The following is a 17,180-nucleotide window of genomic DNA, read 5'->3' as shown; positions in this document are numbered from 1 at the left end:
GGTTCTGGTCTAGATCAGTGGTTTTCGTGGCCAGTCGCCGTGCGGACCGGCCTCTTTCGGGGATCAATGGCCTTAAACTCGGTGGCTTTCACGCCACTGTCGGGCGATGTCGCGCGAGCGGGTTCGGCGAGCTGCTCGCCCGTCCACTCGTAGGCGACGGTCCCCTCTGGGTGCTTGTACCAACCCGGATCCTTGTAATTGTCGGCGGCTAGGCCTGGCCGAACCTTCACGACCGAGAACATGCCGCCCATCTCGACAGGGCCGAACTGGGCGAATCCCGTCATCATCGGCAGCGTGTTGTCGGGCAGCGGCATCTCCATCGAGCCCATCTCGCCCATGCCGCTTCCGCCCATCGGCATGTAGCCCGGGGCGACCTTCTTGATGGCCGCAGCGGTCTTCTTCATGTTCACGCCGATGTAGGTCTTCACGTCGTGGCCCATGGCGTTCATGGTGTGGTGCGACTTGTGGCAGTGGATCGCCCAATCGCCTGGTGCATCCGCGACGAACTCGAACGCCCGCATCTGCCCCACTGCGACGTCGACGGAGACCTCCGGCCACTGCGCCGTCTCCGGCACCCAGCCGCCGTCCGTGCCGGTCACCTTGAAGTCGTAGCCGTGCATGTGGATCGGATGGTTCGTCATCGTCAGGTTGCCGAACCGGATTCGGACCTTGTCGCCCTGGCGCACCACGAGCGGGTCGATGCCGGGGAACACGCGGCTGTTCCAGCACCACAGATTGAAGTCTGTCATCGTGTTGACCTTCGGCACGTAGCTTCCGGCCTCAATGTCGAAGGCGTTGAGCAGGAACACGAAGTCGCGGTCGACGCGGCGCTCGGCCGGATCGCGCGGATGCACGACGAAGAAGCCCATCATGCCCATGGCCATCTGCACCATCTCGTCCGAATGCGGGTGGTACATGAAGGTGCCCGACTTCTGGCAGATGAACTCGTACACGAAGGTCTTGCCGGGCGGGATGTGCGGCTGGGTCAGGCCGCCGACGCCGTCCATGCCGTTGGGCAGGAGCTGGCCGTGCCAGTGCACCGCCGTGTTCTCCGGAAGCCTGTTGGTCACGAAGATGCGCACCTTGTCGCCTTGGACCGCCTCGATGGTCGGCCCCGGCGACTGCCCGTTGTAGCCCCACAGATGCGCCTTCATGCCGGGTGCAAGCTCGCGCACCACGGGCTCGGCGACGAGATGGAACTCCTTCCAGTCTCCGTTCTGGCGCCAGGGCAGGGTCCAGCCGTTCAGGGTCACAACAGGCTGGTAGTCCGGGCCGCTCTTCGGATAGAGCGGCGGCTGCATCGTGGCTTCCGCCATGGTGGGAGCCTCGGGCAGGCTCGCGGCCTGTGCGCGGCCACTGATCATCGAGGCACCGGCGAGGGCCAGGCCTCCGGCGCCGAGGAAGTTCCTGCGCGATAGGTCGGTCATTGGATCTCTCCCTTGTCAGTGTCCGCCGCCACCGGCTCCGCCGCCGGCCGCTGCTGCAGTGGTTTCTCCGCCGCCTTCGCCGCCACCGACCCCACCGCCGATCAGAGCGGCCTTGAGGTCCGTGGCGGCGATCCAGAAGTCGCGGCGGGCGTTGATGGCGTCCACATTGCTGAGGATGCGGGCGCGGGCATCGAGGATGAGCTGGCTCACGTCGACGAGCATGCCGCTGTACTGGAGCAGGGCCTCGTCCTGGATCTTCTTCTGCAACGGCAGGACGCGGCTCTGATAATGACGGGCGAGGTCGTAGTTGCCGCGGTAGCGCAGGTAGGACTCGCGCGCCTCCGAGCGGACGTTGACGGCCCGCTCCGCCAAGCGGTTGGCGGCGGCCATGTAGGTCTCTTGCGCGTTGCGGACGCCGACCGCGCCGAAGTCGAAGATCGGGATCGTGAACTCGACCTCCAAGCCACGCCGCTTGATCCTCTCGCTCTCGAGCACGGTCTGACCGTCCTCGGTGAACGCCGACGTCGACCGCTCGTAGCTGGAGAGGCCGGCGAGCTCGACATCGGTCACGAAGCGGGTGGCGTTGGTCAGGCCGTACTGACCGGCTACCGCGTTCAGGTCATGTCGCAACGCCTGGAGGTCGACCCTCCGTTCGAGCGCCCGGCGTTCGATGTCCTGGGCCGAGGCGATCCGGGCGGGCAGGGGCGGCAGAGAGCTCGGCAAGCGGAAGTCGATGTCCCGCCCCCAGAGGCCGAGCTGCCGGATCAGGCGCTCGCGGGCCACCTTCTGCTCAATCCGTGCCCGGGCGAGCTGGGCTCCCAATTCCTGGTAGAAGGCGTGTTCCCGCGCTTGCTCCAGCTTGTTCAGCGAACCGCTCTCACCGAGTTGCTTGGCCAGCTCGGATGCCGTTTCCGCCGTCCCAAGGGCTTGCTGCATGAAAGCGACCTGCTGGTTGGCCGCGATGGCCCGGTAGTATTCCCGGCGGGTCTCGGCTGCCAGCCGGAGCACAGCCTCGGCGGTGCGGAACTGCGCGGCGCGGAAACGCTGCTCGGCGATGGCGGCCCGAGCCGGCAAGGTGGCGAGCTCAAACAGGCCCACGACGATCTGGCGCTCGATCTCCAGCTCAAGGCTGCCGCCGAGGCGCGCCAGGGAGACGGTCGGATTTGGTGGCAGAGTCGCTTGGATATACTCGGCCTCCGAGACTCCGAGCTCATTGAAATCCGCCTGAAGTCCCCGATTTTTCAGCAGTGCAATCTGAACCGCGCTGTCGGGGGTAAGCGGACGACGCAGCAGTTCCTCCGCCCGCTGCTGGATGCCCAGGGCCTCAGCCTCGTTGGTGACTTTGACCACGTCCTTGCCCAACTCGGTGTATGCGACCGTCTGCGCTGTCGACAGTCCACCGTCTGCCGAAAAGGAGACGCAGCCGCCCAGCAGCATGGTCAAGGTGACACCACCGAGCAGCCCCAGACGTGGCACTGATATCGTCCTGCGCTCTTGTTGATCCATTGTGTTGCCTTCCTTGCGCGGACATTGCCGCGCCGCCCCCAAGGCGGTTGTTGTGTCCTTGTTCCTGACCATGCTCACCGCCCTCGTCGGGCGGCGTCGTTCGAGTCGTCGCGCTCTGGGTTGGCCCCTGGTGCGACACGCCGGTTGAGCTCCCGCCAGTCGAGTGGGTCAACGACGTCATAGGCGCGCACGCCCGCGGTGACGGAGGAGTAGGCCGGAGGCCGGGTGCCGACGGCAGAGTCCGCGGCCGACACGAGGTGGGAAGGATGTTGGGTAGGGACGCAGGCAGCTAGGCTGAGACCGAGCGCTACAAGGGAAATGAGCTTCATCACGGGCCTTCTCCGGGCGGACCTCCACAGTGCGGGTCTGAATCTGGTCTCGTGACGGTGGACGAAAAATCCAACCGTCACAGCAGGCCTGGCATTCGGATCGCGTTTTGGGAAGGGAGACCGGTTCGAGCTTCAGGATGGTCGTCGCCAGCTCTCGGGGAGCGGGCACGCCGGTTCGTGCGGGCGTTAGCCGCCCGCGCCTGAATCAGACGGTTCGTGGCGGGCGGTCGAGGCCGCCAACGATAACTTCCTCGACCTGCTCATCGCGCGTCAAAGCGATGGAGATCTCGGAAGCAGCGGGGGAGAAGAGGCTTGGAGGGGCAGTGTCTTGGAAGGCGTGGCATGCCCCCATGCTGCAACAGCCTACGCCTGTGCAATCCTGGGTGTTCGGATCATGACTGCCTGAGAAGCCCACGACAGCGGCATCATGAGATGCCTGCAGGTCCGGATGCTGATGTTCCCTCTCGGAAACGCCATGCTTATGCCCGGTCCCACCCCCCATAGCGTGTTGATGCGCGGCATGCGCAACGGCCTGCGGCACGGAGATCGGGAAAATCGCCATGGTGATCGCAAGCAGCGCAACAATGATGGTGCCCATCAGCCGCAAGGAAGAAAAACTCCGGGTCCTCAGGACTGGATATGTGTCACGAAAGTTCGGATTCGACAAGCTGGAGCCGGCTACGGGGTAAGGCGAAATCCAGTCGATGGCGGAGGGGCAGAGGGACATAGGAAACTCAGCGCTGCAAGGATTTGGATGTGCTTAAGGGTTCCCACGGTGGCAAGGTCAAGTGCCAAGATGCGAGGTTCTCACCCAGCCTGCGGCAAACGGTAGCCAAGCTTATCGCAACCCGTAGTGTCATAGTATTTCATTGACGGTTCATGCTGGTTCAGCTTGAGGCCGGCAACAGCGCGATGCTCGTGGCCACTGCCATCCTGGCACCATCAGCTTAGCCGCAATGGAGGACTATTGGCCCGCCAATTGTCGACGAAGTCGCCCGCGCGTGAGGTCAAAAGGTGTGCCTCTGATCCGCCAGTCCTCTTGGTGTTAGTGGCTAAAACCTACACTTGATACTGGAATAGTGTCCGTACTTGCCTTCGGACCAATTAAAGGCCACGCCCACCGGGGCAGTTCGAACTCGCGCGGTGAGCACAGCGGCCCGGCCGCTTTGCCACCGGAATGGCTCAACTTGACCTATGGCTTATATTAGACAAGGCGTGCTCGCTTGCCGTAGTCGAGCGCTCGTCTCAGCACCGCGGCGCCCCAAGTGATCTGAGCGTTCAAGCATAGCCGCTGGCATCCTCCCGACAATGAAGCGCCGTCACGCGTGGGCTCTCGAGGAGTGACATGCATGCCCACTCAGGGTCTTGGTTGTGCCAAGACCCTGTGGCAGAAGCGCCGGATTGCAGCGGCGGCATGAATGGGGGTTGATCACACGTGGCGAACGGATGTGACTGGCACGAGCCGGTTATCGATGCGCCGGGCACGGAAGCGCAGGAGCTGAATTCTCGTCCGACATCTGAGGATCGGGAGGGCGAGGCCGTGGCACGCAGGCAGGCCCCTCAAACCGGCGATGACGAGCCTCGCCCTCCCAAGAAGGCCCAGCGCGCGGGCCGCTCGTTCTTCAGCAAGGTGGTTTATGCCGGGCTCGTGCTCTGCCTGTGTGGCGTCATCGGCTTGGGCGGCGTCGTCACCTACTACGCCTCGCAGCTACCTCCGATCGATCAGCTCAAGGTACCCAAGCGCCCGCCGAACATCGCCATCCTGGCGAGCGACGGCTCGTTTCTTGCCAACCGCGGCGAAACGGGCGGCCGCGAGATCTCCCTGGAGGAGCTCCCACCCTATCTGCCGAAAGCCTTCGTGGCCATTGAGGACCGGCGCTTCTACGACCATTGGGGCATCGACCCGATGGGTCTCGGCCGCGCAGCCCACCGTAATCTGGCCCGCGACGGAGGCCTCCAGGGCGGCTCGACCCTCACGCAGCAGCTCGCCAAGAACCTCTTTCTCACCCCGGAGCGCACCGCCTCGCGCAAGATCCAGGAGGCCATCCTGGCGCTCTGGCTGGAACACAAGTTCACCAAGGACCAGATCCTCGAACTTTATCTGAACCGTGTCTATTTCGGCGCCGGCGCCTACGGGGTCGAGGCGGCCGCCCAGCGCTATTATGGCAAGTCGGCCCGCGAGGTGTCGCTGTCCGAAGCCGCCACACTGGCGGGCCTCGTCCAGTCGCCCTCGCGCCTCGCCCCCAACCGCAACCCCGAGGCCGCGCAGGCCCGCGCGGAGCTGGTGATCGCGGCCATGGAGGAACTCGGCTTCATCACGCCGGACTTGACTAAGACGGCGCTCGGCGCGCCGGCCGAGCCTGTGCGTCCCAAAGGAGCCGGTTCCGCCAACTACGCCGCTGACTACGTGATGGACGTGCTCGATGACGTCATCGGCACCATCGACTCCGATATCGTGGTCACGACCACCCTCGAGCCGCCCATCCAGGCGGCGGCCGAACGGGTGCTGGTGGATGAACTCAACGCTAGGGGCCAGAAATTCAATGTGAGCCAGGGCGCCTTCGTGGCCATGCGGCCGGACGGGGCTGTCACAGCTCTCGTGGGCGGCCGCGACTACGAAGCAAGCCAGTTCAACCGGGCGACCTCCGCCCGCCGCCAGCCGGGCTCGTCCTTCAAGCCCTTTGTTTATCTGACGGCCCTCGAGCGGGGGCTTACCCCCGACACCGTGCGCACGGATTCGCCGGTCAACATCAACGGCTGGAAGCCCGAGAATTATGACCGGGGCTATCGCGGGCCGATCACCTTACGCAATGCTCTCGCGCTCTCCCTCAACACCGTGGCGGTGAAGCTGAACATGGAGGTCGGGCCCAAGGCCGTCGTGCAAACGGCTCAGCGCCTCGGCATCGCCTCGCCACTCCAAGCCGACCCCACGATCGCACTCGGCACCTCCGAGGTGACACCTCTGGAGCTCGTGGGCGCCTATGCAGCCTTCGCCAACGGGGGCGTCGGGGTTGCGCCTCATGTGATCACCGAAGTGAAGACTGCGGATGGCGAGCTCCTCTTCAACCGCCCGGCATCGGGCGGTCTGGGCCGCATCATCGACCCAAGCATCAATGCCATGATGAACGCGATGATGCACAATGTCTTCGTCATCGGCACGGCCAAGAAAGCGCAGATCCCCGGCTGGCCCATGGCGGGCAAGACCGGCACCACCAACGACTACAGGGACGCGTGGTTTGTGGGCTTCACCGGCAATCTGGTTGCCGGTGTCTGGCTCGGCAACGACGACAGCTCGCCCACCAAGGGCGTGTCTGGCGGCAACCTGCCAACCGACGTCTGGCACAATTTCATGAAGATCGCTCTTAAGGATCAGAAGCCGGTGGGCCTGCCGGGCGTGGGTGGCGCCGGACAGGATCCGCGCTACGCCAATGCCGGCGAAAGCGGCAGGAGCCAACCCCAGCGGCGCCCCAGGCGTCAAAAGAACTTCTTCGAGAGGCTGTTCGGGCTCTGAGGTCCTGCCATTCAGGAGAGGCTCGCAAGCGAAGAGTCCGGCCATTGTACCAACCGTTAGAATTCAACCACTAGCGCACATCACCTTAGTGTTGTGCTCCCCCCTGTCTGGGCGTGATTCTGCTCCTGCGCCCTCGTGATGATCCTGGGCCGCGAGCGTGCCTGACCTTTAGGATGTCCGTCGCGGGCGCCGTCGCTCTCGTTGCGATCCCGCAATCATCGCATAGGCCTGTCCGAGCGCCGAGCCGGGACGCGGCTCGCCCTCGAGAACCTCGAGCGCACGGACAAGGTGTTCGGCGACGTCAAGGCGATCTTCCGCAAAGGCTGCCTTGAGAGCCGCCAGGGTCTTCGCTTCAAGTGAATGGCGGGCGGTCATAGTTCATCCCCATATGACCCGAGAGGAGTGGAGCGCAGGTCAAGGGTGGGCTCCGCTCGAGACAGATTCTCCCTTAGCCTTATGCACTCTGTCACCATTGGAAGGTCAAGCGGCAGGCTGGCACGTTTCGGTGGTGGCCATCAGTTAACGAGTTCCATCGATTTTGGCCGATGCCGTCAGCGGACCGCTGCAGCTGTCAACCCATCTCTGAGGCCACCCCGTACGCGCCGTCCGGGCCCAACGGCATACGCAGACCTGCCGTGTTCACGATGGCAATGAGAACGCCCGTGGAATGCCTATCTCGACACGTGCCTGGATCGCTGGCTCGGACTTGGCAGCCTGGAGCTCTTGCTGGTCACCAATGCGCCAGTATCACTGGCGCTCCCGCAAAAGCCACAAATTCTCAGGACGGACTTTACAGGCCGCCAGGAGGACCGAGATCCGACTTGTCACGGAAACGGGAATAACGAAACGGCTGAGGATCGACGAGCGGCGTATCGCCGGAGATGAGATCGGCGGCGAGGTGACCTGCGGCCGGACCCAATCCAAAGCCGTGCCCACTGAAGCCAGCAGCAACGAAGAACCCCGGCAGTGACGAGATCTGCGATATCACGGGAGTGGCATCAGGGGTGCTGTCGATCCAAGCGCCCCACGTTTCGGCGACCTCTACGTCGGCGAGAGCTGGATAGAGTGCTTTCGCACGGGCCAGAGTCAAATGCGCCATCTTTTTGTCTGGCGCGGGATCCAGCACGCGGATGCGTTCGAAGGGTGAGACCTGATCGAAGCTCCAGCGGGCGACTGCCTCGGGTCCCTCGAAGAAGGACCGCCCGATACCGAAATGCAGCGCTTTCACGTGTTTGCGGAACATTGGGATGAACTGCAGGCCATAGCGGATCCCCTGCGGTGTGACCTCGAGCGTCCCCCGACCGCTGATCGCGATCGCGTACCCGCCATCCAAGCGCCGGGTGAACGCGACCTCGGGCGTGTAGAGGCCGCCCTGAGCAATGTCCTTCGTTGGCTTGGTCCGGAGGATTGTCGTGCGAACACCCGCCTGCGGCAGGTCGACTCCATGTCGCCGGCAGAACATCGAGGCCCATGCGCCTCCAGCGCAAAGAACCGCATTCGTCCGGATCAGCCCTTTCTCGGTGATGACGCCGGTGACCTTGCCGTTGGTGAGGTCCAACCCGCGCGCCGCGCAGTCCTGGAAGATGACCGCTCCGTTGCCGCGGGCCCCCTGCGCCAGGATAGGGGCTGCGCGGGACGGTTCAGCCTTCCCATCGGTGGGGGAATAGACGCCTCCGATCCAATCTGCCGTGCTACCCGGTGTCATGGCCTTGGCCTCGGCGGCACTCAGCATCCTGGTGTCGACACCGAACTGACGTGCGATCGTTCTCCAACGTTCCCATTGCGCCATGTTCTCGGACGACGTCGTGGCGTAGACGAGGCCACTGCGGCGGAAGCCCAGATCCTGACCAATTTCCTCCCCCAGTCGATCCCAGAGTTGCATGCCTCTCATGGCGAGCGGAAGTTCCCGGGGATCCCGGTTCTGCTGGCGGCACCATCCCCAATTCCGGCTGGACTGCTCGCCACCAATCCAACCTTTCTCGACGAGCGCGACGGTGAGCCTCCGCTTCGAAAGGAAATATGCTGCGGCAGCGCCGATGATGCCCCCGCCGATCACGACGACATCAACCATCTCGGGGAGCTTTTCGTCGCTGGGGATTCTGTGAACGAGAGGAGACATGACCTTACTTATCCTGAGATCCAATGCTGCGAAGGTATCCTTGCCGCCATTTCGGGCATGGTTCGCGAGTGCGTGCGGAGCCGCTTTACGGATCGTCGCGACGGCGACAGTCGACTTCTTCCGGTCCTCCAACGGGCAACCGATAAAGCCAATTCGATAGCCTCCTGGCTCGAGACCGGGTCAACACAAGCGGTCTGCAAGTCTCTCAAGAGCCGTCTGACACTCGGCCAACTCGCTTTCCAGGATAAATTCATTAGCCCGGTGCGCCCTGGCAATATCCCCGGGACCACACACGACCGCGGGGATGCCGGCCTGCTGGTAGAGCCCGGCCTCCGTCCCAAAGCTGACGGCTCCCGCATTGGGCTTGCCGCTGATGCTTTCCGCCAGTCCTACGAGTGGATCATCGTCGCGCAAATCGAGGCCCGGGTAGCTCGACAGGATCGTTGTCTCCACCTGGTAGCCACCCTCGGTAACCAAGCGACTGGCCGCTCGCTCGACCGGCGCGAACAGAGACATCGGATCGACACCCGGGATAGCCCGGATCTCCATGTCCAATTCGCAATGCGCTGGAATGACATTGACCGCTGCCCCGCCGGAAATGACCCCCGCCTGCAGCGTCGAGCAAGGAGGCTCAAACATAGGGTTGAACGGCCCTTCCTTTGTGTGACGCACGGCCTCGTCTCGAATGCAGGCGATGATGTCGGCCATGCCATGGATTGCATTCAATCCAAGCTCGGGTCTGGAGGAGTGCCCGGGTCGCCCAGTAAGAGAAAGGCGGGCAGCCATTTTTCCCTTGTGCCGCAGCACCGTTCGCATGCTCGTGGGTTCGCCGACGATGCAGCCGGCCGGCGGAGCGCACAGCGATGGCAGTCGCTCAATCAGGTGCGGCATGCCGCGGCACCCAGCCTCTTCATCATAAGAGAATGCAAGATGGAGTGGCTTGTTCAGGCGCTTTTCCAGGAATATGGGTACCGCAGCCAGCATGCAGGACACGAAGCCCTTCATGTCTACGGCCCCTCGTCCTGTCAGCTGCTCGCCTTCCTGGATGAGAACAAATGGATTGCTCGTCCACGTCGCTTCCTGTGCGGGTACCACATCGGTGTGCCCTGAAAGAACATAGCCGCCAGCAACGGAAGCATCGCCTATCGTGGCAAAAAGATTGAAGCGATCGCCCTCGGGACCGGCGATGATGGTGGATGAGACATTGCGCTCGGCAAGCCAACCTCGAATAAAGTCGACGATCGTACCGTTGGCGGTTCCGACGACGGATGGGATGGCGACAAGTTGCGCGAGTATTTCCTTCGCATTCATCCAGACGTCCTCCAGCGCGACGCGCCGTTGTGCGGGGTTGCCTCAGCGTAGTGTGTTCGTGCGGCAAACGATGCTGAAGTGTCGGCTATGAACGGTAGGATATGCTTCTGCCAGCACGTGGAGCGAGAAGTGCGTTCCTGCTGAGGCCCATTTGATCCTGTGCAGGGGCCCCTTGGAGACCCTCGGCAATACCAAGTCGCCGTGAAGGAGCGCCAGAAATCACCGGCGCCCAGGGCAGATGGTGCTCCCAGGGCCGCGGTGAAGGGCAGGAGCGACCACGTTGGGACCAGAGTGCTTCCCGAGTATTCGGCTCCCGCACGGAAGGCCAACTATTCCTCGGCGCTGACGAGCGATGAAAGTGGATAGTATTGCTTGATGAACGGTGACTTGATGACGACATAGCTGAAGTACTTCTCGATCCCGATATTCATCTCCAGAAGCCGCTCGACAATTTCCTGATAGTGCACGACACCCCGGGTGACGAATTTCAACATGTAGTCGTAGCCACCGCTCACAAGATGGCATTCAACGATCTCATCGACGCGTTGAATGGCTGCCTCGAAGGTGCTGAAGTCGGTATGACGGTGATCCTTAAGCGTGACCTCCGTGAAGACCATCAAGGCGCCACCGAGCTTCGCGAGGTTGAGCTGGGCATGATAGCCGGTGATAAACCCCGCTTGCTGCAAACGCTTCACCCGCATGAGGCATGGGCTCGGCGAAAGATGAACAGCTTCGGCGAGTTCCACATTGGTGATCCGCCCGTTTTTCTGCAACTCCGCCAAGATCTTGATATCGATACGGTCGAGACCATGCGACGGAGGCATCCAGATACCTTTCAGTTACGGCACGCCAGAGAGGGAACCCGTTTTTAGCCGGGGTTCCGGGTCTCGTCAAAGGGACGAGACCCGAACTGGTGCCATATTCTGATAGGATCCTATTCCTCCAGCGCTTCAGGCTGCCGCCTTGCGGATCTCGCTGACGCCAAGGAGGTCATCCAAAGTCTTTCTCGTCCGCTCCAAGAGGAGGGCGATGTCGTCCTGCGAGCAGCAGAGCGGAGGCGCAAAGCCCAGGGTGCCATCGCCGAAGGCGCGAACGATCAGACCGTTGGCATAGGCCGTTTCGAACAGCTTCTCGCCAACTTTGACCGACGGATCGAACTTGGCCTTCGTGTTCTTGTTGCTGACGATCTCCAGGGCCGCAAGCATGCCGCGCCCTCTGGCTTCGCCGACAAGCGGGTGGTCCTCAAGAGCCTTCAACCCGGCGATGAGCGCCTCTCCAGACCGGCGGCCCTGCTCCATCAGTCCGCCTTCCGTGTAAAGCGCAATTGCCGCGAGCCCGGCAGCAGCGCTCACCGGGTGGCCGGAATAAGTAAATCCATGGCCGACTGCCATGCCGCTCCGAGCCGAGGCATCCGCAATGACCGAATAGACGGACTCCCGCATCATCACCGCGCCCATGGGCAAATAGCCTGAGGTAAGACCCTTGGCCATGGTCATCAGATCCGGCACGATGCCCTCGTGCTCGCAGGCGAAGATAGGGCCGGTTCGCCCGAAGCCGGTGATCACCTCGTCGGCGACGAAGAGGATGTCGAGCTCGGCGCAAAGATCTCGCATGGCCTTGACCCACCCTTCGGGCGGAACGATCACGCCCCCCGAACCCTGGATCGGCTCGCAGTAGAAGGCGGCCACCTTCTCGGGGCCTCCGAGCTCGGCGACCTTCGCCTTGAGGACTTCCAGTGACGCCGCGATGATGGTCGGGCCGTCGCTTCCGACCGGATTGCGGTAGGGATATGGCGAAGGGATGCGGTGCTGCCAGGCGAGCGGAACGTCGAAGCCGGCATGGAACAGCGGAAGCGCGGTCAATCCAGAGCCGGTCGACGATGAGCCGTGATAGCCCTGCTCAAGGGTGATGAACTGCTTCTTCTCCGGTTTGCCGAGCGCGTTGAAGTAGTACCGAATGAACCGGATCGTGGTGTCGATGGCGTCTGATCCGCCAAGAGTGAAATAGACGCGGTTAAGATCGCCTGGTGCCAACTCCGCCAGTCGCGCGGCAAGCCGGATCGGGGTTTCTGCGCCGAAGTGGAAATAGCCGGTTGCGTATTGAAGCTCCTGGAGCTGACGGTTGATGGCCTCGATGATGGTCGGCTGGCCGTAGCCGGCATTCACGCACCACAGGCCTGCGAAGCCGTCGAGCAGCCGGTTACCGGCGGCATCGCGCACGTAGGCGCCTTCGCCGGACGCAATGACGGTTACGCCGCGCGCCTCATGCGCCCGGTAGGGCGCGACAGGGTGGATGAGATGCTGACGATCGAGTTCGACAAGAGAGTTGCTGAGCATGGGATCTGACCTCTGCTGGAATGACGCTTGATGGGATCAGCCGAGCGCCTGGTTGATGAGGGAAAATGCGCGTGGCCCGTTTTTCTCACGATGAGGCTTGTGTCCCCGCACCATGGTGACGACCTCGTCGACCTTCGGCAGGCCCTGCTCGGAAAGCCATTCGGAGAGGCCGGTCTCCACCGGGACATCCACTCGCAGGAACTCCGTACGGTGTTCGTTCAGGAAGGAGCCGATCAACGCCTTGGCGTCGTCAGTTCCCGTCGCGATCGTCGGGCCAATGACGTAGCCGCGGCCAAAGCGCCGGAAGAAGGAGAAGCCTTCTACCTGTCCGTCCCGCTCCAGCACCAAGCCCACAGCACTTTCCATGAGGGCATCAAGGGCAGCCGTTCGATCCATCCCTGTCGCGCGGGCATCGAGCCGTTGGAGAGCGGGACGGTCGTCTTTGGCCAGTGGCCGCAGCCGGGACCCTGCGGGAAGCGAGACGTCCTGCGGCTTGCTTCCGGCAATCTGATGCTGGCGCACGGTGCCGACCGCTTCAAAGCCCAGCTTCTCATAAAGCGGCAGGCCCGCCTGCGTTGCGATGAGGACGAGCGACCGCTCGCCTGCATCGGTCAAGGCCCGGTCCATGAGAACACGGCCGATGCCGCGACCCTGCAGTTCGGGCGAAACGATGATCATCCCCACGGTCGCGAATGAGTCACCCTGGGGCCACCAGCACCCGGTCCCGCGCAGACGACCGTCCTCGATGGCGCCGATGCCGGATCCGAGTTGCATGACGAACTTCCAGTCTTCCAGCCTGTGCGGCCACCCGACAGCTTTGGACAGCGCGTGGGCGTCTTCCAGGTCTGCGGGTCCAAGGGCGCGATAGATTAGGTTCGCCATATATCCAGGGCCTTTCTCCACATGAGGGTGGCTCCCCAGATGATACGAAACGGCTGAAAAACATTCTTCCGGAGTTCACGCGACAAAAGCATATTTCGTGTCGCCGCACCGGGGCCGCCGCATATTCTGCCAGTACTCGCGCCTTGAAAGTCAGTCGGTGGGCGGGGCGATGGCCTCATAAAGGCCTCAGGGCGGACCGGGGATTGAATCAGTGACCTGCTGCGGCCCGCTAGCCCGGCGCGGCAAGCCTCAACTCCTTGGACTGTGTTTCAGGAGGAGCGGTCGCCTCGTTGTGGAGCCCAGCGCATGCGCTGGGACCAAGATCTTCGCGCAACCAAGGATCAAGCCGTCTTGAGCGCTACCTGCACCTGCGGCGGCTCGGCGGGAGTTTTCTCCCGCCATGTGCCAAAGAAGCCGAGGAGGCGCAGAGCGTTCAAGGTGACGAGAACCGTTCCACCTGTATCGGCCACGATCGCCATCCAGAGCCCGGTTGTCCCGGTCACGGTCGTCACCAGGAAGATCGTCTTCAGACCCAGAGCGATGCCAATATTCTGGCGGATATTGGCCATCGTGGCCCGGGAGAGGCGAACGAGGGTAGCAATGTCGGTGACACGGTTCCGCAACAACGCGGCATCCGCAGCCTCCAGAGCCACATCGGTCCCGGAGCCCATGGCGACGCCAACGTGAGCGGCCGCAAGGGCAGGAGCATCATTGATGCCGTCGCCCACCATCACAACATGCCGGCTCTGCGCGATCTTGCGGACCGTCTCGGACTTGTCGCTGGGCATCATCTCGGCCTGGACGGTCACGCCAAGGGTGCGGCCGATAGCCTGACCCGTGCGGATGTTGTCGCCCGTCAACATGAGAACGTCGACGCCAAGGCCCTTGAGTTCAGCCAGGCCTTTCTGTGCATCGGCACGAGGTTCGTCACGGAAGGCAAGAAGGCCGGTGATTGCGCGCCCCTTCACGACGGCTGCGACGGTCTTGCCCTGCTGTTCCAGGTCGGAGATGCGTCGGGCCAAGGCATCATCAACGGCGGCGCGCTCGGCTGCAAAGCGCGGCGCTCCGATGAAGACGGTTTCGGTTCCGACGGAGCCCTCCATGCCTCGGCCCGGCAGGGCGCGGACATTGGCGGCGTCGACGAGCAAGATCCCGTCCTTCTCAGCCCGTGCCGTGACGGCTTGGGCGAGGGGGTGGCTGGACTCGCGCTCGATGGCTCCCGCAAGGGCGAGAACTTGGGTTTCCGTGGAGCCCACAGGCACTACGTCCGTCACGAACGGGCGGCCCAGGGTCAGGGTGCCCGTCTTGTCAAAGGCCACGACTTGGGCCTTGGCAAGGCTTTCCACGACGGCGCCGCCCTTCACGAGCAGGCCGTGGCGAGCCGCAGTCGAGAGGCTCGATGCGATCGCGGCCGGCACCGAAATGACGAGGGCGCAGGGGCAGCCGATCAGCAACAGAGTAAGCCCCCTATAGATCCACGTCGCCCAGTCGCCATCGAGAAGCAGGGGAGGGGCTATGGCTATGAGGGCGGAGAGCCCGACGATGAAAGGCATGTAGATCCGGGAGAACTTGTCGATGAACCGCTCGGTGGGCGCTTTCGCTTCCTGAGCCTCTTCAACAAGAGCGATGATGCGCGAGATCATGTTGTCCTGCGCCGTGCGCTCCACCCGCACGCGAATCGCCGCGTCGTGATTGATCGAGCCGGAGAAGATCTCGGCGCCCGGCTCCTTGAGCTTCGGAACCGACTCGCCGGTAATCGGCGATTCGTCCACGCTCGAGATGCCGTCGATCACCTTGCCGTCCGCCGGCACCCGATCGCCCGGCCGCACCAGGACAATCTGCCCAATCCGCAGGGCCTCCGCGGAGACCTCGCGCAAATGACCCGCATCTTCGACCACAGCGGTCTTGGGCACGAGAGCGCCAAGCGCTTTGATGCCAGCTCGGGCCTTGTTGGCGGCAACGCCTTCAAGCACTTCGCCGACGGCAAAGAGGAACACGACGATAGCGGCCTCTTCCGCCGCGCCGATGAACAGAGCGCCAATGGCAGCGATGGTCAGCAGCATCTGGATTGTGAAGGGAGCGCCAGCCATGGCCGCCATGAGGGCGCGCTTGGCAACGGGGGCGGCGGCGACGACGGTCGCGAGAATGAAGACCCAATAGGATGCCTGCGGCACCACCACGCTTGCAACATAGGCCAGCACAACCAGCAGACCCGAGGTCGCGGCTACTTGGGCCTTTGGAGTTTGCCACCAGCGTGGAGCAGGCTTTTCCTTATCCTTCGGAGCGATGGATCCGGCTGGAGTCGAGCCGGCGCGCAGGAGGCTTGGCTGGTAGCCTAAATTTCGGATCTGGCTCTCGATGTCGGCGCCTTTCGTTTGGGTCTGGTCGAGCACGAGGGACAAGGTTTCGTTGGTAATGGAGACCTTGAGGCCGGAGACGCCCGGCAGACGCTCCAGGGCAGTGCGGATCGTGGCGGCGCAGCTGCCGCAATCCATGCCGCCGACCTTCCAGACCTGCGAATCCGCAGAGGGCAGCTCATCGTGAACATGCTCATGTGCGGTATGGTGGTCGTGCCCGCACGCCCCATGGTCATGGCCATGATGATGGTGGCCGTGGTCGTGACGGGCATGATCGTGCTTGTGATGCCCGTGATTATTATGGTGGCTATGCGCGTGATGATCGTGGCCGCACGCCGAATGGTCGTGGTGATCGTGGCCGTGGGCGGCATGGGTCAGAGGGGGCGGAGCCGTCTTCTTGACCTGCACGCGGCTCGGAATATAGCCAAGCTTGGACACACGCGTCTCGATCTCGGCGGCTTTGGTCTTCGTCTCGTCGAGGACCAGCGTCAACGTCTCATTCGTGACCGACAAGGAAATCCCGGAGACACCCGGCAGACGCTCGATTGCGGTGCGGATTGTCGCCGCGCAGCTGCCGCAATCCATTCCCGCGACCTTCCACATCGCTGAAGCCTCGGCGAGAGCAGCATGCTCCTTATGATGGGCGTGGCCGTGGTGGTCATGATGCTCGTGGTGATCATGGCCGCAGCACGCGCCGTGGGCATGATCATGCTTGTGGGCGGCGTGATCGTGAGGGGCTTTCATCCGATTCCTCATGAATGCGATAGGTTGCGGGTTGACATCGGATGCCCAACCTAATTCCTCTAGTAACTTCAGGTTCAAGAGGGAATTTCATGCCGGAGCGAACTTTTTCAATCGGCCATGTCTCGTCGGTGACCGAATGCAAGGTGGAAACCATCCGTTTCTATGAAGGCATCGGCCTGCTGCCTGAACCTGAGCGCACGCAGGGCAACCAGCGCCGCTATCTTTCCAAGCATATCGAGCGCCTGAGATTCATCCTCCATGCGCGAGAACTTGGCTTGGCTGTCGAGGCGATTCGGCAGCTCATCTCATTGAGCGAAAATCCTACTGCACCCTGCGAGCAGGTGGACGAGATCGCGCGCCAACAGCTCCTGTTGGTTCGGTCCAAAATCGCCCGGCTGACCCAGTTGGCGGACGAGTTGGAGCGCATCGTGGCAAGCTGCAGCGGAGAGCGGATCGCGGATTGCCGAGTCATGGAGGTGCTGGCCGAACACAGCCACTGCGATCATGGGGACGGAGTCGGCAAGGTTCGGCCACAGGCATAAAAAAGCTGCAGGCCAAAGCCTGCAGCAAGTGACCCGCTTGGGTCTCAGAGGACCACATCGCTCCGCACAATCAGGGGGATCTGCCACCTGATACGCGGAGCGTTGGGGTAGGGTAA

At 63.0% G+C, this 17,180-nt stretch carries 12 protein-coding genes; 3 read left to right on the top strand and 9 right to left on the bottom strand.

Annotated elements, in window-relative coordinates; translation table 11 throughout:
* Positions 1 to 14: 14 nt before the first annotated feature.
* The 3 genes from OCW50_RS08350 to OCW50_RS08340 all read right to left on the bottom strand — a co-directional run bounded on the left by OCW50_RS08350 (position 15) and on the right by OCW50_RS08340 (position 3,869).
* Complete coding sequence (locus OCW50_RS08350; protein ID WP_262297140.1) at positions 15 to 1,427, bottom strand: multicopper oxidase family protein; 1,413 nt, start codon at positions 1,425 to 1,427, stop codon at positions 15 to 17.
* A gap of 15 nt (positions 1,428 to 1,442) precedes the next feature.
* On the bottom strand, positions 1,443 to 2,933 hold the full coding sequence (locus tag OCW50_RS08345) for a TolC family protein (RefSeq protein ID WP_315974407.1): 1,491 nt from the start codon (positions 2,931 to 2,933) through the stop codon (positions 1,443 to 1,445).
* A 534-nt stretch (positions 2,934 to 3,467) separates the two neighbouring features.
* Positions 3,468 to 3,869, bottom strand: a complete 402-nt coding sequence (locus OCW50_RS08340) for a hypothetical protein (protein WP_262297139.1) — start codon at positions 3,867 to 3,869, stop codon at positions 3,468 to 3,470.
* A gap of 828 nt (positions 3,870 to 4,697) precedes the next feature.
* Between OCW50_RS08340 and OCW50_RS08335 the strand changes: the two genes are divergently transcribed.
* Together OCW50_RS08335 and OCW50_RS08330 are read left to right on the top strand one after the other, a co-directional pair.
* Positions 4,698 to 6,773, top strand: coding sequence for a transglycosylase domain-containing protein (locus tag OCW50_RS08335; protein WP_373371340.1), 2,076 nt, complete (start codon positions 4,698 to 4,700; stop codon positions 6,771 to 6,773).
* A 201-nt stretch (positions 6,774 to 6,974) separates the two neighbouring features.
* Complete coding sequence (locus tag OCW50_RS08330; protein ID WP_262297137.1) at positions 6,975 to 7,133, top strand: hypothetical protein; 159 nt, start codon at positions 6,975 to 6,977, stop codon at positions 7,131 to 7,133.
* Between the two features lie 430 nt (positions 7,134 to 7,563).
* Here the strand turns inward: OCW50_RS08330 and OCW50_RS08325 are convergent, their stop codons facing one another.
* The 6 genes from OCW50_RS08325 to OCW50_RS08300 all read right to left on the bottom strand — a co-directional run bounded on the left by OCW50_RS08325 (position 7,564) and on the right by OCW50_RS08300 (position 16,381).
* A complete protein-coding gene (locus OCW50_RS08325; protein ID WP_262297136.1) occupies positions 7,564 to 8,892 on the bottom strand; it encodes an NAD(P)/FAD-dependent oxidoreductase in 1,329 nt (442 codons plus the stop codon).
* A gap of 180 nt (positions 8,893 to 9,072) precedes the next feature.
* Positions 9,073 to 10,203, bottom strand: coding sequence for an acetylornithine deacetylase (gene argE, locus OCW50_RS08320; RefSeq protein WP_262297135.1), 1,131 nt, complete (start codon positions 10,201 to 10,203; stop codon positions 9,073 to 9,075).
* Positions 10,204 to 10,532: 329 nt separating this feature from the next.
* Positions 10,533 to 11,027, bottom strand: a complete 495-nt coding sequence (locus tag OCW50_RS08315) for an Lrp/AsnC family transcriptional regulator (protein ID WP_262297134.1) — start codon at positions 11,025 to 11,027, stop codon at positions 10,533 to 10,535.
* Positions 11,028 to 11,153: 126 nt separating this feature from the next.
* Positions 11,154 to 12,539, bottom strand: coding sequence for an aminotransferase class III-fold pyridoxal phosphate-dependent enzyme (locus tag OCW50_RS08310; protein WP_262297133.1), 1,386 nt, complete (start codon positions 12,537 to 12,539; stop codon positions 11,154 to 11,156).
* A 36-nt stretch (positions 12,540 to 12,575) separates the two neighbouring features.
* Positions 12,576 to 13,421, bottom strand: a complete 846-nt coding sequence (locus OCW50_RS08305) for a GNAT family N-acetyltransferase (protein WP_373371339.1) — start codon at positions 13,419 to 13,421, stop codon at positions 12,576 to 12,578.
* A gap of 341 nt (positions 13,422 to 13,762) precedes the next feature.
* Positions 13,763 to 16,381, bottom strand: a complete 2,619-nt coding sequence (locus OCW50_RS08300) for a heavy metal translocating P-type ATPase (protein WP_262297320.1) — start codon at positions 16,379 to 16,381, stop codon at positions 13,763 to 13,765.
* A 230-nt stretch (positions 16,382 to 16,611) separates the two neighbouring features.
* On the opposite strand from OCW50_RS08300, the gene OCW50_RS08295 reads away from it, so the two are divergent.
* On the top strand, positions 16,612 to 17,064 hold the full coding sequence (locus tag OCW50_RS08295; protein WP_262297131.1) for a MerR family transcriptional regulator: 453 nt from the start codon (positions 16,612 to 16,614) through the stop codon (positions 17,062 to 17,064).
* Positions 17,065 to 17,180: the final 116 nt, after the last annotated feature.

Origin of the sequence: Microvirga sesbaniae (genome assembly GCF_025460805.1) — a bacterium.
Classification (GTDB): Bacteria; Pseudomonadota; Alphaproteobacteria; order Rhizobiales; family Beijerinckiaceae; genus Microvirga; species Microvirga sesbaniae.
The sequence above is the reverse complement of the archived record's forward strand: the minus strand, read 5'-3'. Positions and strand labels throughout refer to the sequence as shown.